Annotated in this window: 20 protein-coding genes; 11 read left to right on the top strand and 9 right to left on the bottom strand. The window is 62.4% G+C overall.

The window, feature by feature from the left end:
- Nucleotides 1-20: 20 nt before the first annotated feature.
- A complete protein-coding gene (locus KA354_08275) occupies nucleotides 21-284 on the bottom strand; it encodes a zinc ribbon domain-containing protein (GenBank protein ID MBP7934626.1) in 264 nt (87 codons plus the stop codon).
- 84 nt (nucleotides 285-368) lie between these two features.
- On the opposite strand from KA354_08275, the gene KA354_08270 reads away from it, so the two are divergent.
- Nucleotides 369-1139: an alpha/beta fold hydrolase gene (locus tag KA354_08270; protein ID MBP7934625.1), complete on the top strand. Its 771-nt coding sequence runs from the start codon at nucleotides 369-371 to the stop codon at nucleotides 1137-1139.
- Nucleotides 1140-1487: 348 nt separating this feature from the next.
- Here the strand turns inward: KA354_08270 and KA354_08265 are convergent, their stop codons facing one another.
- Nucleotides 1488-2261 (bottom strand): SDR family oxidoreductase, encoded by a 774-nt coding sequence (locus tag KA354_08265; GenBank protein ID MBP7934624.1) that lies wholly within the window; start codon nucleotides 2259-2261, stop codon nucleotides 1488-1490.
- A gap of 64 nt (nucleotides 2262-2325) precedes the next feature.
- Nucleotides 2326-3231: an SMP-30/gluconolactonase/LRE family protein gene (locus KA354_08260; GenBank protein ID MBP7934623.1), complete on the bottom strand. Its 906-nt coding sequence runs from the start codon at nucleotides 3229-3231 to the stop codon at nucleotides 2326-2328.
- A gap of 171 nt (nucleotides 3232-3402) precedes the next feature.
- Here KA354_08260 and KA354_08255 point away from each other — a divergent pair, with 171 nt between their 5' ends.
- A complete protein-coding gene (locus KA354_08255) occupies nucleotides 3403-5049 on the top strand; it encodes a sodium/solute symporter (GenBank protein MBP7934622.1) in 1647 nt (548 codons plus the stop codon).
- 66 nt (nucleotides 5050-5115) lie between these two features.
- Here the strand turns inward: KA354_08255 and KA354_08250 are convergent, their stop codons facing one another.
- Complete coding sequence (locus KA354_08250; GenBank protein ID MBP7934621.1) at nucleotides 5116-6024, bottom strand: serine/threonine-protein phosphatase; 909 nt, start codon at nucleotides 6022-6024, stop codon at nucleotides 5116-5118.
- A 71-nt stretch (nucleotides 6025-6095) separates the two neighbouring features.
- Between KA354_08250 and KA354_08245 the strand changes: the two genes are divergently transcribed.
- Nucleotides 6096-7070, top strand: coding sequence for a hypothetical protein (locus KA354_08245; GenBank protein MBP7934620.1), 975 nt, complete (start codon nucleotides 6096-6098; stop codon nucleotides 7068-7070).
- Here KA354_08245 and KA354_08240 read toward each other — a convergent pair.
- Both KA354_08240 and KA354_08235 read right to left on the bottom strand, forming a co-directional pair.
- Nucleotides 7027-7866 (bottom strand): hypothetical protein, encoded by an 840-nt coding sequence (locus tag KA354_08240; protein MBP7934619.1) that lies wholly within the window; start codon nucleotides 7864-7866, stop codon nucleotides 7027-7029. The two genes, KA354_08245 and KA354_08240, sit on opposite strands and share 44 nt — an antisense overlap.
- Nucleotides 7867-8127: 261 nt before the next feature.
- Nucleotides 8128-11355 carry an Ig-like domain-containing protein gene (locus tag KA354_08235; GenBank protein MBP7934618.1) on the bottom strand — a complete coding sequence of 1076 codons (3228 nt, stop codon included), beginning with the start codon at nucleotides 11353-11355 and terminating at the stop codon, nucleotides 8128-8130.
- Nucleotides 11356-11583: 228 nt separating this feature from the next.
- On the opposite strand from KA354_08235, the gene KA354_08230 reads away from it, so the two are divergent.
- The 8 genes from KA354_08230 to KA354_08195 all read left to right on the top strand — a co-directional run bounded on the left by KA354_08230 (nucleotide 11584) and on the right by KA354_08195 (nucleotide 20267).
- Nucleotides 11584-12297 (top strand): PTS sugar transporter subunit IIA, encoded by a 714-nt coding sequence (locus KA354_08230; protein ID MBP7934617.1) that lies wholly within the window; start codon nucleotides 11584-11586, stop codon nucleotides 12295-12297.
- A 3-nt stretch (nucleotides 12298-12300) separates the two neighbouring features.
- Nucleotides 12301-14289 carry a hypothetical protein gene (locus KA354_08225; protein ID MBP7934616.1) on the top strand — a complete coding sequence of 663 codons (1989 nt, stop codon included), beginning with the start codon at nucleotides 12301-12303 and terminating at the stop codon, nucleotides 14287-14289.
- A 3-nt stretch (nucleotides 14290-14292) separates the two neighbouring features.
- Nucleotides 14293-15204: an NADH-quinone oxidoreductase subunit H gene (locus KA354_08220; protein MBP7934615.1), complete on the top strand. Its 912-nt coding sequence runs from the start codon at nucleotides 14293-14295 to the stop codon at nucleotides 15202-15204.
- 1 nt (nucleotide 15205) lies between these two features.
- A complete protein-coding gene (locus KA354_08215) occupies nucleotides 15206-15853 on the top strand; it encodes a hydrogenase (GenBank protein MBP7934614.1) in 648 nt (215 codons plus the stop codon).
- 4 nt (nucleotides 15854-15857) lie between these two features.
- Complete coding sequence (locus tag KA354_08210) at nucleotides 15858-17333, top strand: NADH dehydrogenase FAD-containing subunit (protein ID MBP7934613.1); 1476 nt, start codon at nucleotides 15858-15860, stop codon at nucleotides 17331-17333.
- Entirely contained in the window at nucleotides 17282-18856 is a 1575-nt protein-coding gene (locus KA354_08205; protein MBP7934612.1) for an NADH-quinone oxidoreductase subunit C, read from the top strand. Before KA354_08210 ends, KA354_08205 begins: the two co-directional genes overlap by 52 nt.
- An 8-nt stretch (nucleotides 18857-18864) precedes the next feature.
- On the top strand, nucleotides 18865-19626 hold the full coding sequence (locus KA354_08200; protein MBP7934611.1) for a 4Fe-4S binding protein: 762 nt from the start codon (nucleotides 18865-18867) through the stop codon (nucleotides 19624-19626).
- 191 nt (nucleotides 19627-19817) lie between these two features.
- On the top strand, nucleotides 19818-20267 hold the full coding sequence (locus tag KA354_08195; GenBank protein ID MBP7934610.1) for a hypothetical protein: 450 nt from the start codon (nucleotides 19818-19820) through the stop codon (nucleotides 20265-20267).
- 479 nt (nucleotides 20268-20746) lie between these two features.
- Here KA354_08195 and KA354_08190 read toward each other — a convergent pair whose 3' ends face one another.
- The 3 genes from KA354_08190 to KA354_08180 are packed head-to-tail and all read right to left on the bottom strand — an operon-like array spanning nucleotide 20747 to nucleotide 22598.
- Nucleotides 20747-21466: a hypothetical protein gene (locus tag KA354_08190; GenBank protein MBP7934609.1), complete on the bottom strand. Its 720-nt coding sequence runs from the start codon at nucleotides 21464-21466 to the stop codon at nucleotides 20747-20749.
- A gap of 43 nt (nucleotides 21467-21509) precedes the next feature.
- A complete protein-coding gene (locus tag KA354_08185; GenBank protein MBP7934608.1) occupies nucleotides 21510-22091 on the bottom strand; it encodes a hypothetical protein in 582 nt (193 codons plus the stop codon).
- Between the two features lie 3 nt (nucleotides 22092-22094).
- Nucleotides 22095-22598: a hypothetical protein gene (locus tag KA354_08180; protein ID MBP7934607.1), complete on the bottom strand. Its 504-nt coding sequence runs from the start codon at nucleotides 22596-22598 to the stop codon at nucleotides 22095-22097.
- Nucleotides 22599-22629: the final 31 nt, after the last annotated feature.

Raw genomic sequence — 22629 nt, 5'->3', positions numbered from 1 at the left:
CCCTGCCTCGGCTGCAGCGGTCAGGTTGTTCTCCTGAACTTGCCGTCACCCTCGTTCACCAGTTTGGTGAAGCCCTTGGCCCTGAGATTCCTGTCGCTGAGCGTGCTCCGCGTGGACTGCTTGGTCGACACCTGGCATAGGGAAACGACCCGTTGAACGGGGCTACCGCACGATGGGCACGCCGTGAGCGGACAATCGCCCATGAACTGAGTGACTTCGAATCGCTCGCGGCATCGCGGGCAGGAGGCTCGTTCCTCGCAAGCCTGATACTCGTACGTGGGCATCTTGATCGACTCCCGATGCTCGAAATCAAACCCGACTCCCACAAACCTATGATCATCCAACACCGTCTATTATAGAGTGATCCCATGACCTGCAAGCATCTATCAACTATCGTGCCTGTCATCGCCTGGAGCCTTACCGGCTGCATCCAGCCCGAGGCTGCGCCCCGAGAGCAACTGGATCGCGGATATGTGATACTCCTGCCCGGCGTCGAGGGCGGTGCCTGGCACCTCACCGACACCATTCGCGGCCTGCGGGACGGCGGCGTGGACCACGCTATCCAGCCCATCGGCTGGGGCCGACCCCTTGATGTCCTGACCAACCTCACCGACTTACCCGCGAACAAGGAATGGGCAAAGAGGATCGCGGAACTGACCGTTCGCTACCGGGCCGAGCACCCCGCCTCTCCGATCACAGTGGTCGGCTTCAGCGGCGGCGGCGGTCTGGCCGTCCTCGCGGCCGAAGCCCTTCCTGAGCAGGTCAAACTCGATGGGCTCATACTGGTCGGCGCCGCGCTCTCGCCAGATTACGACCTGTCCAAGCCACTGGCCCACGTCCGCGGCACGCTGGTGAACTTCTACAGCGAGTTGGACTGGCTACCCCTGGGTGTCGGCACCGCCTGGTTCGGCACAATCGATCGGAAGTACACGGTATCCGCGGGGCACATCGGCTTCCGCACCCTGGACCATCAGCTCGTGGCAAACGACCGCGTTGAGCAAGTGGCGTGGCGGCCAGACTGGATCCGCCTGGGCCATGGGGGAGGGCATGTCGGATGGCTCTGGCGAGCATGGGCTCGCGAAACACTCGCTCCCTGTATCCGAGCTGCAGCCGAGTCAAGACTCGCTGCCGCCAGTTGAGCACCCGGACAGGTCGCAGCCCCTCCACCGCTTCAGAGAACGAGGCCGAGACGCAAGACCGGTGCCTCTGCACAAGCGGGCTTCACCCATTCACATTGCACCCGTGACCACAAGCATCGGATTGCCACCCTGTTGAGACTCGCGGTCCACGCCGACCATCCGCAGGCAACAGCCAGCCTCGGCAAGTCGCCGTCAAGCAGGCAGCACGTGGGCGAAGGGGCTCCGTGGATGTCCGTAAACGGAAAAACCCGCAGCCTGCCCGCTGCCCGAACACTCTCCCAGATCGCGGCCACACGGAAATCCTCGGATAGGGCCCCCGGCACAACCTCGTCCATTGACGGTCTCATGTCAGAAGGTGCAGGTCAGACCCCCGTCAACCGTCAGCACGTGCCCGTTGACGTAGCTCGACTCCTCGGAGGCCAGGAACAGAATCGCCGCAGCGACCTCTTCCGGACGACCCGCCCGGGCCATGGGAATGCGGCGACGCCTGACGTACTGCTCTCTGAAGAAATCGGTCTCCAGCTCACAGACGCCGTCGGCCCAGGACATAGGCGTATCCACGAATCCCGGAGCCACCGCGTTCGTCCGGATGTTATGGGGGGCAAGTTCCACAGTCATGCAGCGAGTGAACTGATTGACCGCCGCCTTGGCCGCCCCATAGCTGGATGCGCCCGCCTCGGCCTGCGTACCGTGGATGCTGGTGACGTTCACGATCCGGCCGGCAATGCCTTTGGCGATCATCAGCTGAGCCGCTTCCCGACTAAAACGAACGCAACCGAACAGGATCACGTCCAGCATCTGTCGCCAGGTGTCGAAATCCACCTCGACGAACGAAACGGCCCTCATGAACGCTGCGTTGTTGACCAGTACGTCAAGCCGACCGAAACGCTCGCCGGCAGTACGGACCGCTTCCTCGGCGATCTTCTGCTCTCGGACATCTCCTGGCACCACCGCCACCCGGGCCGGATGCCCGATTCGGGCGACGACGTCATCGAGCTTCTCCCGTCGACGCCCGACAAGCACCAGCGACGCTCCCTCCCTGGCGAATCGGACAGCCGTCGCTGCGCCAATTCCCGTACCCGCCCCAGTGATAATCGCAACCTGATCCTTGAGCGAAGACATGTGAGGCTCCAAGGTTAACGGTCAACCTGCAGACCTGACCATCCGCCACACCGGCGATTCGTCATCATGCCATCGAGACCATGTTCGCCACGTAGTCAGGCTTACCGCGCACGTCAAGCCGGATGCGATACAACGATCCACCCATGTTGGGCGCACCGAAGTCGTATCCTGGCGGAGCGCAGTTGCTCTGCCACGATACGCCGGCCGTTGTCACATACAGATCGTTCAGATCGCTGCCGCCAAACGCCAGGCTGGATACCTGCCGGACTGGCATCGGAATGCGTCGTTCAACCTTTCCATCCGGGTCGTAGCGAACAACTTGTGATCCATACCACTGCGCACTCCAGACAAAGCCCTCGGCATCCACCGTCAGACCGTCAGGAATGCCCTCGTCCTCGGACACCCGGGCGAACACCTGTCGCTTGGTCGCGTCACCGGTGATTGGGTTGACCTCATAGGCATAGATCCGCCGTGCGCTCGAATCACTATAGTACAGCGTGCGGTTGTCGGGGCTGAAGCCGAGACCGTTGCTCAGTTCGATCCCCTCATCCACGACTCTGATCGAGCCGTCGGCCTCAATGAGAAACAGCCTGCCCGCCTTCTCCATCCGATCGCCCACCCAGTAGAGCGTCCCCGCGTAGATCCGCCCCACCGAGTCGGCCACCATGTCATTGAAAGCCAGTTTCTCCCCACCATGCTCCGATACAAGGGTGCGGTAGTCGCCTTGCCTCCGCCAGAGGTGAAGACCCGTTACCCCGCACAGAACCAGCCTGCCATCGCGATTCACGACGATCCCGCTGACGCTGAGATCTTGGCCGATGATCCGGGTAGTGCCTCCGCGAACGTCCATCTCAAAGATCAGAGACGAATCAATATCGACCCACAAGATTCGGCTCCGGCTGGGATCCCAGACCGGGGCCTCGCCGCACATGTTGTTGTCCGCGGCCACGACTTCAATATGGTATGCCATCGGGTACGCTCCTGTGACACCGATGAGGCCAAACAAAGCCAGAATAATAGCCGAGCCATTCGAACAAACGCAACCAAGTCCCCTGGCGGCCTTGAATCGGCGAATCCCGCGGTTAGACTCCCCGGTGGATAGACTGGGTATGGCTCCTTTAGCTGCTCCGCGAGCAACCAGATGCTGGCTTCCGTCGGCCAAGTCGGGACAATCGACTATGCGATCATCGCAATCTACTTCATCGTGACGTTGGCCGTCGGGTTCTGGTCGGCTCGGAGAGTCCCTGAATCGTCACGGGGTTTCTTCCTCGCGGAGAAGTCGCTACCGTGGTGGGTCGTCGGTCTCACCATGGTCGCAGCCAGCATCAGCGCCGAACAGATGCTTGGCGAGGTTGCCTACGCGCGGGATGCAGGCCTGGTCGTCTCCAACTGGGACCTGGGTGTGTTCCCCTCTCTGGCGCTCATGATCTTCGTCTTCCTGCCGCTTTACCTCCGGGCCGGTATCGCCACCATCCCGGAATACCTGGAACGTCGCTACGACAAGACCGTCCGACTCATGTTCGCCGCCTACACGGTCTTCAACAACGCCTTCGTGGCCCTGGTCATGGTCATCGCTTTGGGCACCAAGGCCCTAGAGGCCTTCTTGGGCTTGCCTCCTGTATACGGGGCATTGGCCCTGGCGACGCTGACCGGGCTCTACACCGTCTACGGCGGGATGTCGTCGGTCGCCTGGACGGACACCTTTCAGTGCGTTCTCCTCCTGGCTGGCGGGCTGCTGGTATTCGCGGTCGGCCTGTCCCACGTGCCCGGAGGCTGGCACGGCCTTCTCGAGCGCATGGACCACGTGCAATCAGGTCATTTGCTCAGAGGCATCCACGATCCATTCGTTCCTTGGCCCGGCCTCATCGTGCTCATGCTGTCCACCAACGTCTGGTACTGCTGCACCAACCAGTTCTATGTCCAGTCCTGCCTTGGCGCCAAAGACCAGCGGCACGGCCGGCTCGGCATCCTGCTCACCGCTTTCCTGGCCCCCATACTGACCCTGTGTTTCGCGTTTCCCGGCTACATCGCCAACGACCTGACCCGACTTGGCGTCCTCCAACCGCTGGAGGACGCCAACGCCACGTATCCACTGCTGGTCAGCCGTTTCCTCGGGCCGGGCTTTCGCGGTTTTCTTGCGGCCGCTGTTCTGGGCGCCATCATGTCCACGGTGAGCTCAATCGTGAACGCCACGGCCAGCGTGTACACGATGGACATCTACAAGCAGTGGCAGCGACCACAGGCTTCTGACGCACAGATGGTTCGAACCGGGCGGCTCGCAGGATTCGCCACGCTGCTCATCGCGACGCCCCTCTCCCAGCTGGTGATCGATCGCGAGTACATCTTCACCTACTCTCAGAACGTCTGGTGCGTCCTGGCCATCCCGATCACCCTGGTCTTCACCTTGGGCGCCTTGTGGAGACGGGCCACCAGTTGGGCTGCGACCGCCACCTTCCTTTTTGTACTGCCGTTCGTAGCCGTACCCTTCCTGTTCGGCAGCACGACCGATAACTACCTTAGGTTCCAACTCGCCGCACACAGCCCTGTCTTGGTTATTCACATGTTCAACTTCGCCTGCCTGCTCTTCGTGGCTGCCCTGGCCTTCATGCTCATCGCCAGCCTGCTCACCCGTTCAGCTGACCCGGCGGCTGTCGCTCCCTACGTCTGGCGACCGGCTCTCTGCCGCCCGGCCGACGATTCGACACCCTGCGCCTGGTATCAAAGCGTGGGCCTCTGGAGCTCTGTCGCCGGCGTCATGTTCATCGCGATCTACGTGATCTACGGGTAGACAAGGGGCTCGCCCACAAACCCCTTGCCTCGTCTCGCGGCAACAGCTGGCCTGCGCGGGGCGTGGTCACACACTCCTGAGGCCGAGCATCTTGAGCATGGTCCGGACGGCGGTGCCGACGGTCATCGGCGCCGGGTCCGTTCCGTTGTGATGGAGAACGATAATCGTCTGATCGTCTTCCAGAGGCGCGCCACCGCGCCACCCGTCAATCCGCTCGACCAGCTGCTGCCCGAGCTGCCGAGCATCCGACGGGACGAGCTCCCCTAGAACCCTCATGAGGCCATCCTCGTCGAGAGACTTACCGAGCGGATTCCGAGCCTCGACCAAGGCATCGGTGTACACGAGCACGAAGTCGTCCTTGTCAAGTCTGACTGTGTACTGGTGGTAGTCCGTCCTCTCGATGATGCCCAAAGGGAGGTTGGACACCCGCGCCAGGCGATACGTCCCCTTGGCCTCCCGAATAGACGGACCGACGTCGGGCGTTGCCGGGTCCAACAGAATCCACCGTGCCAGCCGGGTGCTGTACCAGATCGGTCGGGGGTGCCCGCCGTTGCAGATAATGAGGTGGTCTGTGGGGGCAAAGTAGGTGAGCAGGATAATCGTGGCGAAGTAATCGTTGCCTGCATGTAAAATGAACTCCTGGTTGACGGCCTGAGCAAAGCGAGTCTGGTCGAGCAGGTTGATGTACTTTCGCATTAACTGGCGCAGCTTCTGAGCGATGTCATCCATCACCGGCCCATGGCCGGAGACATCCGCAACCGCAAGCCGGGTCACACGCCCTGATCCACACATCGAGAAGTAGTGGATGTCACCGCCTGCGGCTCCCTCACAAGGGCGGCTATCCAACCAGATGTCCATGCCCGGCGACGAGAAATGGTTGTGGACCGCATGGTTCCCCCCGATAATCTCCATGCACTGCAGCCCGTGTACATCGGGCTGACGCGGGAGTTCCGGAAATGTGGAAGATGTCGGCATGCCTGGGGATCATAGCCACTCTGTTAGCGGCTTGCCAAACGCCCGCTCAGCCTCCCACGGCAGCGCCACCCGTGCCGGAGGCCGCAATCACGAGCCGACCGAGCAGCCCGGCCGGGCCCTGGCCACACTTCGCACGATCTCGGCATTTCGGCGAGCGGATCCAGGAGTATATCTTCGACCCCGGGATCAAAATCCACATCAACGCCCCGGACCCGGCGACAATCGACCCCGCCAAGCTCGCCGTGCTGGTGCTGTACTGCCTACCCAACGGGAACACCACTCCCCAGACCATCGGTCGGCAAATGGCACCAGGCGTCGACTGGCACTTCGACATCCAGCACATCGGGGCCCAGGTCCGGCGCCTGCGTGAGATCGACACCGGCCAAACCTGGATCGTGGCGTACCTTGAGGCCGGCGGCCGAAGCTGGCCAGCATGGAAGACCAAGCACCCAGACTATCCGAAAACCCTCCCCGCCGTCGTGGCCGGCATCCGCGACAGGGTCCGCTTGCCGAGGGTGTCCATCGTCCTCTCCGGCCACAGCGGGGGTGGCAGTTTCATCTTCGGCTACCTCGACAGCGTCGATCGCATCCCTGACGAGATCAGCCGCATCGCCTTTCTGGACGCCAACTACGGCTTCATGGATGGCCGCCAATACGCCGAGAAGCTCCTTGAATGGCTCAAGCGAAGCCGGCACCATCACCTCAACGTCGTCGCCTACGATGACCGGGATGTGGTCCTCAACGGGAAGAACATCGTCGGGCCCGACGGAGGGACCTACCGCAAAACGCTCCGCATGTTGGAGAGGCTTGGAAAAGACATCGAGTTCACCGACACCAGGACCGACGCCTATAGTCGGCATCGCGGCCTGAACGGCCAAGTCGAGATGATCCTGCACGAGAATCCCGCCCGCAAGATCCTGCACACCGCCCTGGTAGGAGAGATGAGCGGCTTCATCCACGTCATGACGTCGGGAACCGATCTCGAAGGCAAGGTGGCAACATTCAAGGGCCCGGTGACTTACGACAAGTGGATCCAGCCGGACTGAAAACCCTCGCGACACCGCCCACCCGCCGGATGCGCCAGAGGAACATCAGCGTCAGGAGAATCATCCCGGTCAGCACTACCACCGTCCAGTTGACTGAACGACTGGCTTCCTTGGCCACCTCGGACACAGGGACCACTGCCGTTGCCGCCAGATCCCGCGTACCCTCGATAAAAGGCTTGGGATCGTCAAGGAACGCTCCGAGCACGGCCGCAACCGCCAACGCCCCTTTGTGCCGCCAAATAAAATCAGCCGCCCCATCGCCGTAACGCTCGATGACACCCAGAATCCGACCGATTTGACCCATCCGGGTCAGATCGCCGTCGTCGGCCATCATCTTGATCCGACGGGCGTTGCGAGAATCCACGGCCTTGAGCGCTCGAGCCGCCGGACCCTCCAGCTCTCGAACGAGCGGCGCGGCGATTCCCTTGTGACGGATCATCGCCTCTGCCGCATCGTCGCCCCACCGTAGAAACAGCGCCGTACGCTCCGCGTCCCGCAAAACCCACATCGCCTCCTGCCCTCGGGCCGCCATCAGCCGCAAGGCAGGGCCTGCATGCTCACCAGCTTCCTCAGCCACCCGCAAAGCCTGGGGTCCCACCCGCTTGAATGCGACAATCGCTTCATCACCATGCTTGGCGGCCAAAGACGTCAGACGTGCCGACAACCGTTCCGCGGATTCTTCCGCCACCTCAGCGGTGAACTTGCCCGCCGCATATTCGATGGCTTCCTGGATCGCCTTGCCCTTGCCCGCGCAGGCCTCACCTGCCTGGAAACCCAGGAATACAACGCAAGGCATCGTTACGGTAAGGAGTAGGGAAAGAGGTTTCCACTGCCGGGTTGTCCCCATCGAAAGACAACCTCCGTTGGGCTGAGGTTGGAGCGGCGTGGGTCGGATCGAGGAGGCGTTCACCCTACTGGCCAAGCTCTCTGGACCATCGCCTCAGGTTGCCTGCGGTACAACCTCGGATCACCGACCCATGCCACCCAACGCCAGTTGTGTTCTGTAAGCTCTTATACGCGGCCCCCCGGACGCGGATGCAGTCGCGAAGAGTACCCATCACGGCCAGACTTGAACTCGGCGGTCAAAAGACATGTAATCGTCCGTCCCCGCCGCTCGAATGCGGGTGGCATTCCGAGGGTCAATGTGCTGATTGATGACCTCGTCCGGGCTCACGATATCCCCGTTGTCCAACCGGAACCTCTCGACCTGATCGGGGGAGATCTTCTCGATACTCCCCGTCTTCTCGTTGACATAACCGTGATTCTCGGTCAGCGTGTCGTACATCATCTCATTGATCGCCGAGTTCGTGCTGACCCGGTTATCGAAGATCTCCTTGTCCAGCCGGTTCATGTCCGCGTAGAACTGCCGCAGTGTCTTGGCCTGCGCCTCGTTGGCCTTCATGACCTCACGAATCCACCACATCGTGTAGGTGAAACTGCTCCCTACACGCTCCAGCATCGGCGACAGGTCGGCAAACCTGTCCGCCGGCGCTTCGTAGCCGCGGATACCCGTCATCCAGATCCCGGCCGGCCCTCGCAGTGGAGCCTGGACAACGAGCGCCCCCATGCCGATCGTAGCCACACAGCGCATCTCGCGACCCTGAACCTCCCGGCGACCGATGAACTCGTACACGTGGATGGTCATGCGCCCGCCTATTGTCTGCACGGTTTGGATGGGCAACTCGAAGATCTTGCTGAACAGATCGCGAATCTCATCGAGACTCTGCTGGCGCGTGACCTGCAGGCCCGGGAGCGCCAGCATCATGGCCTGTCGAATGGCCTGCTCATCCGACGTGAAACTGGCCAGAATGAAGCCCTTGTTCTGCCACAAGGGCAACAGCTGCTGGTCAATCTGGCCGGAGAGGGCATCCGTGATCCAGTTCGCCGAGAAGAACTTCGGCGACACCATGAATGCCCGGGCCCCGGGCACACTCGGGCAGACCGCCTCCCAGTCGATGTCCTGGTTGGCCGTACCGTTAGCCTCGCTGGTCCGAACCTGCCAGCCCTGGGGAATCCGCAGTTCGATGGCCGCCGACCGATACGGCTGCAGCCGTACCCGCGATCCTGTATACCGATAGCTGCCCAGAATGCGATAGAACGTCGGCTTCAGATCGCCTAACTGCTCGTCCGGCGCCAGGAAGCCCATCACAAAACCCGTACCCGTGCGGCCAACGACCGCCCGATAACTGCCCAAAATCGGCGTTCGGCCGATCTGACCACTCAGGTCGCGCTGTACACAGTCGGCGGCCGGCTTGCCCGTCGTCTCGGTGCGTAATGTCGGCATCGCTTTCCGGAGCATTTCGTCGAAACTGTCGGCCAGATCGTCCGGCCGCCCCTTGGCCTTCAGAACCATGGGAACGAAGAAAGCCCCTGCCTTGGTAATCTTGTCCGGCTCGATGCACAGGGCAACATCGCCCCGCACCCGCGGAGTCCAGCCCGGCGGCACCGCAACCTGCGAGCCGAACAACTCGTCATTCATCATCTTCCAGTCACGGGGTAGCCTGCCCTCCAGCGGAGGCATCATCTCCCTGGAAAGGCTCTCCGCCGGGCCCGATTCTCCCCTCGTCCCCGCTTCCGGAGGCTGGCTGGGCCGAGTCTCTTTTTCGCCCGGCGCCGCATCCACTGACTCCCGCCCAGCGTCTTGCCTCTCCGGCGGGACCCTGTCCTCGGTCTTCTCAGTCCGCCCCAACTTCTTCCTGACTCCCCGGGTCCACTTGATTGGCTCAAATGTGCGATCCGTAGAGTAAGTCCCGCCCCCGCTGAGGGTGACCGCCTGCCCATCCAAGCCCTGTGTCTGCATCGACTTGATGTCGATCTTCCCGTCAACCTTGACCCTGATCACCACACCGGCATCGATGGCGAAGATCATCTCCCCCTTTGCAGTCATGCTAAAGGGAATGTCATTCTGCATGACGCCATCCTGCTTCCAGTCGATGGCCAGTTCGGCCACGTCGAACTCGTAAGTCACGGGCTCACCACTACCTTGAGCTTTGAGCATCGCGTTGCGGGCGTCTGGAACCTCCATCGTGCCGATTCGCTTGCATGTCAGTTTGAAGTCGATCCTACCTTCACCCTTCACGTCAAAAACGCTCTTGAGCTTGGCCAAGGCCTCCCGCGATGGTTCCGCCGTCTGCCCCACTCTCATGGATCCGGCCGGCAGAATGTCAATCAAGCTATCCTCGGCAAGCATACTCATCAGCGCCGGGGGCACTTGGCCGTCCAGCATCTCGACCTTGACCGGCTCATTGCGGCGATCCAGCTTCACGGCCACCGGCTTCTCCAACCGCGACGAGGACCGCATTTGGCCACTCTGCGGATCCATCGCCTGCATGACATACTCGCTGACGATCTTGCGAACCTCGACCGGATAGCCCTTCTCCGCAACCAGTACCTCCTCAATGGAGTTCATGCCCGATTTTCGGCTCATCGGGATAGTCTGCCCGGTCGACAAAATCAGCTTGATGTCCACGGCCGACTTCTGCATGAGCCGCCCCGCGTCGCCCTGGTGACAGTCGTAACGGAGCTGAACAGCCTTATCCTTGCCGGCGGGAGCAGACGGCGCTCCGACCGTGCTGAACGTGAACTCCATCGCCGCCGCCGGTGTGCCGTCACCTGCACTGACGAACTTCTTGGACTCCCCGGTGTTGATGCCCACTCGATACGTGGTCTTGGCCGCGAGCAGAACCGGAGCCACAAATGTCCGCGTATCCCTCCACTTCGGCTGGCCAATCATCTTAAGCCGTGGTCCCTCAGGCGGCGTCATGATCGATGCCTGCCCGACTTCCATCGGCTCGCTGAACAGGATCGTCAGATCGTACGTCCCCGCCTCCAGATCGGCAGTCCCGTCCTCCGGATCGGTCCTGACTACCCGTGGGCCCTCGGGTACGACCGGCTTGCCACTACCCGTCCTGAACTGAAGAGCATATGGCTCGGCTGCAGTCTCATCCTCGGCCGACTTGAAACCTTGGCGCGTCCTGCTGTTGAACCCCAGACCGTAGGCCGTGTCGGCCTGCAACCTGACCTTGGCGACGCAGGTCTTGTCGTCGCGAAACGAGATCGGGTTGTCTCCCGCCAGCTCAGGAAACGTCGCATCCCCCATTTGAACAACAGACCAGCTGTTGGGCTTGACGGGCACGTCGAAGACCACCACGATCTCGGTCGTAGCCGGATCGACATCCTTCGCCCCGTTCGGCGGGAACGTCCTGACCACCTTGGGCGCAGCCCCGGCGATCGCTACCGGGACAAACACTCCCCAAACCACGACAGATCCAAGCCACCTCATCATCGCTCTCCAGAGAAACCGTCCACCAGGAGATACCCGGTCATACGTAGGAGTTTACCCCACCGCAGGCTATCGCTCCAAACGAAGGTCTACCGTGGCCAAGGCGCGTACCGCCCTCCCCCCCCGGATTGCCTAGTGAAACCTACCTGTTGACGTATGACCATTGATCGGGTAATGTGTCCACTAACGTCCATAGCGATCCGTGTTTGTCACGAATCGAGGTTTCGGTCCATGCAGTTGACTGTGCGGGATGCCGCTAGAATCCTAAGTGTCTCCGAAAAAACGATTTACCGTTGGATCAACCAGGGCAGCGTCCCCGCCTACAAGGTCAACGAACAGTATCGGTTCAACCGGGCAGAGTTGCTGGAATGGGCGACATCCCGGCGAATCAATGTGTCCGTCGAGATTCTCCACGAGCCGGAAAGCTGTTCGGTCCCCCTGCCCACGCTCCTGGGCGCGCTCAGGGCCGGCGGAATCGTCTATCGGCTGGGGGGAACTGACAAGGCGTCCGTTTTGAAGTCCCTGGTCGAGTACATGCGGGTGCCGGAGGAAGTCGACCGGGAGTTCCTCTACCGCGTACTCCTGGCCCGCGAGGCCCTCGGTTCGACCGGCATCGGCGAGGGCATCGCCATCCCGCACGTCCGAAACCCGATCGTCCTCCATGTGCCCCAACCCATGATCACCCTCTGCTTCCTCGAGCAACCAATCGACTTCCAGGCCTTTGACGGCCAGCCCGTCGACACGTTGTTCTCCCTGATCAGTCCAACCGTCCGTGCTCACCTGCACCTCCTGTCCAGATTGTCGTTCGCCCTCCGGGACGCGACCTTCAAGGAGACTATTAGGACGCAGCGTTCTCGCGACGAGATCATCCGCGAAGTCGAACGCGTGGAAAGGTCCTTTGTGCCCGTTGATGCTGCCCCGGCAAAGAACCCGGAGAACCCGTAATCCATGCCTCTTCTGTTGACAGCGATCGGTCTGCTGCTGGTGGGCGGCTTGGCGGCACTGTGTCTCTCCCGTGACTCGAGGCGGGCGACGATTGCCGGAGCGGGCACCGCCATCTGCGCATGCCTGATCGGCTTGGGTCAGGCCCTGGCAACGTTCGGCGGCGGATCGCTCGCAACACTCCGATGGCCCTGGAGCGTGCCCTATGGCTCGTTCTTCGTCCAGGTCGACGCGGTCTCGGCCTTCTTCCTGGTAACCATCTTCGCGGTGTGCGGCCTCGCGGCGGTGTACGGCATCGGATACATGCGGTCGTTTCGGGAACGCAAGTCATCCGGTCGGCCGTGGTTCTTCTTCAATCTTCTGGTGGCAGGAATGGCCCTGGTCGTCATGGCCCGCAACGGCGTGTTGTTCCTGATGGCCTGGGAGATCATGTCCCTGGCGTCGTTCTTCCTCGTGACCGTGGAAGACGAGCGAGAGGAAGTTCGGCGGGCGGGGTGGACCTATCTGGTGGCCACGCACATCGGAACGGCGTTCCTGCTGGCCTTGTTCGCACTGCTTGGACGTCATTCGGGTTCATTGGACTTCGACGGCTTCATCACGGCGTCGGGTCTGGCTCACCCGAGCGCGAGCCTGCTGTTCATCCTGGCCCTGATCGGCTTTGGCACCAAGGCGGGCATCATGCCGCTGCACGTTTGGCTACCGGAAGCCCACCCAGCTGCCCCGAGCCACGTGTCCGCGATCATGTCTGGGGTCATGATCAAGACCGGGATCTACGGGCTGCTGAGGACGCTCACCTTCCTGGGCCCTCCGCCGGCTTGGTGGGGTTACCTCCTGGTCGGCATCGGCCTGATCTCCGGAGTCCTCGGCGTCCTCTTCGCCCTAGCCCAGCACGACCTCAAGCGACTGCTGGCGTATCACAGCGTCGAGAACATCGGGATCATCGTGCTGGGTCTCGGGCTAGGACTGCTCGGTCTGAGCTGGCATTCGACACCGCTGGCCGTCCTCGGCTTCGGCGGCGGCCTGTTGCACGTGCTGAATCACGCGGTTTTCAAGAGCCTTCTCTTCCTGGGGGCCGGCTCCGTCCTTCACAGTACCGGCACGCGTGAGATCGATGGGCTGGGGGGGTTGCTCAAGCCAATGCCCTGGACCGGCGCGGTTTTCCTGATCGGGGCTGCGGCGATTTCCGCCCTCCCCCCCTTGAATGGCTTCGCCAGCGAGTTCCTGATCTACTTGGGGGCATTTCGCTGCATCCAGTCCTTGTCCAGCCCGCAACTACCCGCCCTGCTCGCCGCGATCGCCGGCCTGGCTCTCATCGGCGGGCTGGCCGCGGCCTGCTTCACCAAGGCGTTCGGCGCCGTTTTTCTGGGCGAACCCCGAAGCGAGCACGCACACCATGCACACGAATGCGGGCCAGCCATGCGCTGGCCGATGATCATCCTTGCAGCCGCCTGCGGGCTGATCGGCCTCCTCTCCCCCTTCGTCGTCATGGCCATGGCGTCGGTCATCGAATCGGCCTGCGGCCTGCCGGCCATCGCGATCGAGCGGAGCCTTGTTCTCACCCAGCCGGCCCTCACTGCCGTCGTCGTAACCGGAATGGTGGCCGCCCTGCTCTTCCTAGCCTTGAACTGGACCCGAAGCCGACTGCTGGCCACGCGGCCGGTGACCCGCACCGTCACCTGGGATTGCGGCTACGCCCGCCCAACCGCCAGGATGCAGTACACCGCTTCCTCTTTTGCTCAGCCGCTGATTCAGGTGTTCCATGTCTTCCTGAGGACGAGAACGCTGCTGAAGAAGCCTCTCGGCTATTTCCCTTCAGAAGCATCACTCGCGACGCACACTCCCGACATCTGCGAAGACAAGCTCTACCGGCCAGCGTTCCTGGGAACGGCGAAGGCCCTTTCCAAGCTTCGATGGCTCCAACACGGGCGGGTACAGGTCTACATCCTGTACATCGCCATCACCTTGTTGGCCCTGCTGGCGTGGAGGCTCGGCTGAACCATGGACCTCGCCTCCGTGATCCACCCGCTCCTGGCTCTCACCTTGGCCCCGCTCATGCTCGGGGTCGTCAACCGGGTCAAAGCCTGCGTTGCCGGCCGCAACGGACCTTCGGTCTTCCAGACCTACCGCGACCTGCGGAAGCTCCTGGCCAAAGGTGCGGTCTACAGCAAGACGACCACCTGGGTCTTCAGGGCGGCACCTCCCGTCACCCTCGCGGCGATTATCGTGACTGTCCTGCTGTTGCCCCTGGGCAGCACGGCCGCCCTCATGGCGTTCCCGGGCGATCTGGTGCTGTTGGCCTATCTACTGGGACTGGCGCGGTTCTTCACCGTGATCGGAGCGCTGGATACGGGATCCAGCTTCGAGGGCATGGGAGCCAGCCGGGAGGTGCAGTTCTCAGCCTTGGCTGAGCCGGTGCTCTTGCTCGCCCTGGCCGCCCTCGCTCGTGAGACCGGCAGCGCCTCGCTCTCTGAGATCTACGCGGGCATCACGGCAGCCGTCTGGACACAGGCCGGAGCGTCGCTGGCGATGGTGATCGCTGCCCTGCTGGCCGTCTTCCTCGCAGAAAACGCTCGCATCCCAGTGGACGACCCGAACACTCACCTGGAACTGACCATGATCCACGAGGTCATGGTGCTGGACAACAGCGGGCCGGATTTCGCTTTCATCGTTTATGGAGCCTCGGTGAAGTTGTGGGTGCTAGGCTCGCTGCTCGTAGGACTGATGACGCCGGTGCGAAGCGAACATGTGTGGCTGGACGCTCCAGTTTTCCTGCTGGGCATGTTCATCCTGGCCGTGCTCACCGGGATCATCGAGTCTACGATGGCCCGGCTGCGTCTGCTTCGCGTGCCGCAGATGCTCGTAGGGGCCGGGGCACTGGCCGTATTCGCTCTCGTTCTGGTGTTGAGGTGAGATGGTGACGGCCTGGACTGACCTGTTACTGATCCTGATCGCTCTGACCAACCTGGCCATGACCGGCCTGAGTTCGCTGGGAACCTGCATCCGCGTCATGGCGATCCAGGGCGTGATGCTGGGCTTCGTCACCGTCGGCGTGCGACACGATGCCGTCTCGGCGCACATCGTCATCCTGGTCGTGGGAGTGATGATCATCAAAGGAGTGGTCTTCCCGCGACTGCTCCTCCGGGGCGTGCGCGAGGCCAACGTCCGCCGCGAAGTCGAGCCTTTCATCGGATTCACCATGTCGCTGCTGATCGGCACGCTGGGGCTGCCGGCAGCGATCTGGCTGGGATCGCGCCTGCCCGCCATCGACCCGGCGGTTTCGCCCCTGGTCGTCCCCGTCGCGTTTCACGCCATCCTGATCGGGTTGTTCCTAATCGTCAGCCGAAAGAAAGCTGTGACCCAGGTGCTCGGGTACCTGGGACTCGAAAACGGCATCTACATCTTTGGCATTGCCCTGGTCAAAGAGGCAACGATCCTGATCGACTTGGGCGTTCTGCTTGACATCTTCGTAGCGGTGTTTGTCATGGGCATCGCGATTTTCCACATCAGCCGGGAGTTCGATCACATCGACACCGACCGCCTGTCCACGCTCAAGGAATGACCTCATGATCGCGGCCCTGTTTCTCATTCCATCTTTGGCCGGTCTGGCCGCCTTTTTCATTCGATCCGACGCCACCCGTCGGACCCTGCTGATGGCCACGGCCATCGGTCACACGATCCTGACAACGGCAGCCTGGTGGGTCAAGGACGAGGTTCATGTCGAGGCGTGGTTGGCGCTGGATGCCCTCGGCCTGCTGTTCCTGAGCATCACCAGCCTGCTTTTCCTGGTCACCGCCATCTACGGTCTGGGCTACCTGAGCCGCGAACCGCGCGGATCGCACCATGACATCGAGGAGGGCTTCCTGATCTCCAACGCCCCGGAGGCCGTCTTCACCGGCTGCCTGCTGGTGTTCCTGGGCATGATGTCATTGGTGTGCGTCAGCGCCCATTTCGGACTGATCTGGGTCGCGGTCGAGGCCACAACACTGGCCAGCGCCCCGCTGATCTACTTCCACCGCCATCATCGGTCACTCGAGGCAACATGGAAGTACCTGCTGATCTGCTCGGTCGGTATCGCCCTTGCCTTGCTGGGCAATTTCTTCCTGGCCGTGGCCGCCGCCGCCCCGGATGGAAGCACGATGCCGCTGGTGGTCCAGAACCTCATGGGCCACGGGGATTCGCTTCACGGCGCGTGGCTCAGGACAGCCTTTGTGTTCCTGATCGTGGGATACGGTACCAAGATGGGCCTCGCCCCCCTGCACACCTGGCTACCCGACGCCCACAGCGAGTCACCTTCGGTCGTCTCGGCCCTTCTGTCCGGCGCCCTGCTCAACTGTGCGTTCCTCAGCATCCTCCGAGCCCAACAGGTGCTATCCGCAGCCGGCTGTGCCGCGTTCGGGCAGAACCTTCTTCTCCTCCTCGGACTCGTTTCCATCGGCGTAGCGGCGGTGTTCATTGTCGGGCAGGCCGACTACAAACGCATGCTCGCCTACTCCAGCGTTGAGCATGTGGGAATCCTCGCCCTGGGCGTCGGCCTCGGTGGAGCGGGCGCGTTTGGAGCTATGCTCCATGCGGTCAACCATTCACTGACCAAGGCCATGCTCTTCCTCGTGGCAGGCAACATCCTCGCGGTGTACGGCACGAAATCGGGCAGGGACGTCCGCGGCGTGTTCCGGGTACTCCCTGTCTCCGGACTGCTCTGGGTCGCGGGTTTCCTGGCCATCACCGGGTCACCCCCCTTCGGCATGTTCCTCAGCGAATTCACCGTCCTGAAGGCAGCGCTGGACCAGGGCCGCCCCGGCGTTGCAGCACTGTACCTGGCCCTGCTGGCCGTCATTTTCGTCGGGATGGCCTCGGTCTTCCTCAAAATGGCCCAGGGCGAGGCGTCAGGACCGTTCAAGGGCAAGGAAACGACGGAGTCCTGGTCATCGAGCCTACCGCCCGTCGCTCTAGCACTCATGGTGCTGATCCTTGGCGTCCACGTCCCTGCATGGCTGAGCCAACTGCTCCATCAGGCAGCACAGGCCCTGGGAGGATCATGATGGCGGGCGCGATGTACCTCACCTTAGGCAACGGCGAAGTGGCCGATCTCAGCGCGGTGCCGGTCCTCAGCATGACCGAGTTCCGCAACTCGGTCATCAGCGGAATTGCCCGTGATGGGCGCCTGGCGGCCTTCTTCGGGCATCCCCTGCCCGGCGAATCCGTTCGACTCTACGCCATCATCGCCCAGGGCGACATGGGCGTGCTCGAAGTAACGTCGGCCGATGCGACCGCCAGCTACCCGGCCCTGACACCCGACTGCCCGTCCGCCCATTGGTTTGAACGCGAAATCGCCGAGCAATGGGGCGTCAGACCCGAGGGACACCCGTGGCTCAAGCCGATCCGGTTCCACGCCTCTCGGCGCCCAGGCCACGATGCCTGGAACCGGCCAGCCAACGCCACCATCGAGCCGTGCGTCACCAAGTACTTCCAGATCCGCGGCGAGGAGGTCCACGAGGTCGCGGTCGGACCGGTCCACGCCGGAATCATCGAGCCTGGTCACTTCCGCTTCCAGTGTCACGGCGAAATCGTCCATCACCTCGAGATCTCGTTAGGCTACCAGCACCGGGGCGTGGAACAGGGCCTGATCGGCGGGCCGGGACCACGAACCATGCCCTTCCTGGAGACGCTGGCAGGGGATACCTCAATCGGCCACGCAAGCGCGGGCTGCGAGGCAATCGAGGCCCTGGCCGGCTGCCAGGTCCCCGCGCGAGCCCAGGCGATCCGCGGCATCACCCTCGAACTGGAGCGACTGGCCAACCATACCGGTGATCTGGGGGCGCTGGCCGGTGACGTCGGCTACCTGCCGACGGCATCGTACTGCGGCCGCATCCGCGGCGATTTCCTAAACATGACCGCCCTGATCTGCGGCAGTCGATTCGGACGCGGCATCGTTCGGCCGGGTGGTGTGTTGTTCGACCTGGACCACCCCCGGACGAGCCAACTGGTCGAGCGGCTGGAGGCGGCCACAGAAGACGTGACCAATGCCGTCGATCTGCTCTGGGAGACCCCTTCGGTCATGAGCCGATTCCAGGAAACCGGCACTGTGTCGCGCCTCGCGGCCGAGGAACTCGGGTTGGTCGGCGTAGCGGCGCGGGCCTGTGGACTCGAACGCGACGTGCGGCAGGAACTCCCCAGCGGCATTTTCCGGTTTGCCCAGATTCCCATTTCAACCACCGAGAGCGGCGACGTTTTCGGCCGGGCCTTCGTGCGGTGGCTGGAGATCCAACGGTCACTGGGCTTCCTGCTCGGCCAACTCAAAGCCCTGCCGGAAAGCGCGATCCTCCGCCAAATCGGCCCGCTGGCTCCCTCATCGCTGGCCGTCACGCTGACCGAGGGATGGCGCGGTGAAATCTGCCATGCGGCTATCACCGACTCGCAGGGCCGACTTGCAGGCTACAAAGTCGTCGACCCGTCCTTCCACAACTGGTTCGGTCTGGCGATGGCCCTGCGAAACCAGCAGGTTTCGGATTTCCCGCTGTGCAACAAGAGCTTCAACCTGTCCTACTGCGGACATGATCTGTAGAGGCGATGATGATCAAAGCCCTTATCGCACGACTAAAACAGGGGCACCGGACAATTGCCTTCCCGGGCGCCGAACCGGTCTTGCCGGATCGTTTTCGAGGACGCCCCGCATTGAACGGCGCCAAATGCGTATCGCCCTGTGACACCTGTGTCCGCTCCTGCCCCACCGGGGCAATCCGAGTCGGCTCAGTCGGCCCGGAACTGGACATGGGAAGGTGCTTGTTCTGTACCGAGTGCACGCAGGCCTGCCCAACCGGTGCCATCACGTTGGGCCGCGAGTACAGCCTGGCCGCTCGGCGCCGGGAAGACTTGATCCTGGACGGGAGGACGTTCAAACCGGCGGAGGCCCTGGGCGAGGAGGTCCGGCGGCTCTTCGGGCGGTCACTCAGACTCCGCCAGGTGAGCGCAGGGGGATGCAACGCTTGTGAGGCCGATCTCAACGTGCTCACTACCGTTGTTTTCGACCTGGGCCGCTTCGGCATCCAATTCGTGGCCTCGCCCCGGCACGCCGACGGGCTGGTTATCACCGGGCCGGTCACGGAGAACATGAAAACCGCTCTCCTCAAGACGTACGAGGCAACACCGGCACCCAAGTTCGTCATCGCCGTAGGGGCTTGTGCCATCTCCGGCGGGCCTTATGTCGATCGACCCGAGAGCTCTAACGGTGCTGCCGGGCTGCTTCCGATCGACCTGTTCATTCCCGGCTGCCCACCCCACCCAGTGACGATCCTGGATGGACTGCTTCGCTTCCTGGGTCAGCGGGAGGGATGACCCGGCAGGCGAAACGAACGGCCTCGTTGGCCAATCTGCCCCCCCCCGGAAGGGCCTGCCGCCGGACCCGTTGCCCTGGACATCCGGTCCCGTTAGAATCATCGCGTCCGAGACTTACGGAGGATCGGCGCGAAGGGTCCTGTTGGAAAGGTAAGCTCGAAACCATGGTACTACCCCGGTTGAACAAGCTCGTGCGTCGGATAATCGTTCCCGCGATCCTGTCCTTGGCTCTGCCCATGGCGGCAGGCTGCTACAGTAACGGCGATGCCGAGTTCGACGAGTTCATCAACGGCATTGCCGCTGGCAACCCGCTGCCACAACTCGACCCCGCGACGGTCACCATCCGGGTAATCAACGAATCCGGATACGACAGCATGTTCGAATATCTGGTCGACGGCGTATCTCAGACGATCACCTGCTCAAAGGAGCAGAAGCTCTGCGAGGAGTTCTGCAATCCTTGCCCCACTATGATCGAACCAGTTAGTCAATCCCTTCTCGACCCAACGACCGGCGGGTTTGTGGGTGGCACCGTCTTCACCGGCCGCCCCGAGTACACCTTTCAGCTCGGTGATGACTTCGAGTGCGGGAGCATTATCCTCTTCCAATTCGAAGGGGCACAAATCACCGCAGGGGTCTACTGACCGGCGCCGGTGCCGGCCACATGGATCCGCCGCCCAGTCCTCGATCCTCGAAACGCGATGTACGGTGGCTGGGTGCGAATCATGGTGCCCAGGCGCTTTCTCCTGTTGACCCAGACACCACTGCACACTCACAGAGGCGATCCTCGTGGACCGAGTCTACCCTGAAACGCGGCTGGCTGCCCGTCTCCGGGTCAATGAACATGGACACCCGTTCATGCTTATGGACGACGGCACCAACTCTGAGACGATGACACGATCCGAGGCGGCGCAAGCGGCAGGGCAGGGGGAACGACGGGGGCCTTACGGTCGAGGCTCGGTCTTCAGACAAGCCCACCGAGGCTGATCGCGTTGTCCACAGCTGCGGCCCGCTCCTCGATCCACGGCATCACCAGGCAGTTCCCTGGCCCACGCAAGGCATAGCACCCCCCGGCAATAAAAGCCGCCAGCTGAACCGAGGCTCAGACTTGAATCGGAGTAGCTCACTGAACCCGCGGGCAGGTGCCGCTACCGGAGGTACCTGTACGGACCGCCAGGCGCGCCAGACCGGGAACCGCGCAGTCGCTCTGGTCGTATATCGTGTATTGGAACGTCTCACCTGAGGGAACGTCCTCCGGGCTTCGCGGCACGTTGATCGTGCCGAGGTCAACCATGGTGCACCGATAGCGAGGTGCATCGCGAATCTCCGGGGCGGCCGGCAGCGTTCCCACCCGGCCGATGGCAATGCCAAAAGTCTTGATGTCTCCATCCTGGATCTGTACCAGAACAGACTCGCGTGGAGCCAGGGTGCGAATGGCACTTCCCTGAATCGGATAGAGGTTGCTGGGCAAGCCCGCGGGGGGCGTAAACAAATCCACCCGCGAAATCTGGAACTCGCCGAGGTTGTACCCGGGGCATTCCTCGGAGGCTCGCTGGGGAGTCCCGCCGACGACGATGCTCGGATTCCACGTGCAGTAGTCCAGCTGAAGATCGTATCCGTTGTTCACATAAAGGGAAAACTCGACGATGATACACGCGCTGTTCACCACGGACAGGCAAACGAAGCCATCCACGCAATCGGGCACTTGACTACCCACGTTCAAACGGCTCGATGTCACCGAAAGGTAAAACGGATCCGAGGGCGCGGGGCAACTCGTGCCGATGACCACAGGTACCACTAGAGCCACCGCCAGCCCGCAGGCGATCAGACATCGACGATGCATAAAGAGGCTCCTTTATAGGCCGGGGCGGCAAATGCCCCGGCCATCAGAATCCCAGGGCCGCAAGCAAAGACCACAGTCGCCCAAACGGGTCGGCACGGCTGAGCCCAGTCTGCAACTGAGAACTGCCATCAATCTTGCCGGCGTCCACACGAATGTAGGCCGGGCTGCGACTGTCCGCCGCGATCTGGAAGATGATCGTGTCGCCTTCACTGTAATCCACACCCGCCTGGAGCGCAGACCGACCGAAAATCACGCCCGTGCTGCTGCCATCCGGGAAATTGGCCACGATCAGCGGCGCATTCGGGAAGTCAAGGTCTCCCAGGCCAATACGGAGCACGGGCCACTGAATCAGCGTCCCGGTGTCGTGGCCGTCGGGAGTCAGACCGCGAACCGTGTAACTGTAGGTCGGCAGGGAACCGTCATCCCACACAATCGGCACGTCCAGTGTCGCGGTGGTCTCGTTCACCACCCGCACCATGACGAAGGGAGTATCGCCCGGCGCCGTCGGGTAATAGGCACCCCCTAACGCAGAGTTGAGGAACTCCGGGTTCAAGCAGCCGCACAGTGGGGCCAGCACCATCAGGACGAACAACAGGCATCCGTAATGTCGAACATGATCCTTCATACCTCAATAGACCTCCACCGCGGCCTGTAGATTCGGCGGCGTGCCCACGACGGTGATCGTCACCAGCTTGCCACAACTCAACTCGACGCCGTCCACCAGCGGCGGGAGCGAGGACGCAAACTGCTGAACAGCCCCGCCGGTCGGAAGACCCGCCAGAATCTGGACCAGCCTGATCGAGTAGACATCGCAATCCTGCACGGCAAAAGCTCGATCCGCCGGGTTGGCGGTGCTGCTGTCGAAAGGCTGGACCGGAATGGTCAGATCAACCACGCCACCGTCAATCTTGGTGACCTGAACCTGGGCGGCCACAATCGCCGGTGACCGATTCAGAACGGCAATCACGATGGTCCCCTCGGGAGCCGGGATGCCGATCGTCGAATTTGGCAACACCGTCCCGAGCAGATCCGGGTTGATGATGCCGCAGCCCGGAGCGAGCAGAAGCCCGATTCCCGCGAGCACGACACCCACGACCGCTCGCCGGGCGGCGTTTGTGCAATGGTACTCCATCCCAGTCCGTCCTCCACAAGGGAGTTAGCCG

The organism is Phycisphaerae bacterium, from assembly GCA_018003015.1.
GTDB lineage: Bacteria > Planctomycetota > Phycisphaerae > UBA1845 > PWPN01 > JAGNEZ01.
This window is presented reverse-complemented; position numbering and strand designations above follow the sequence as displayed.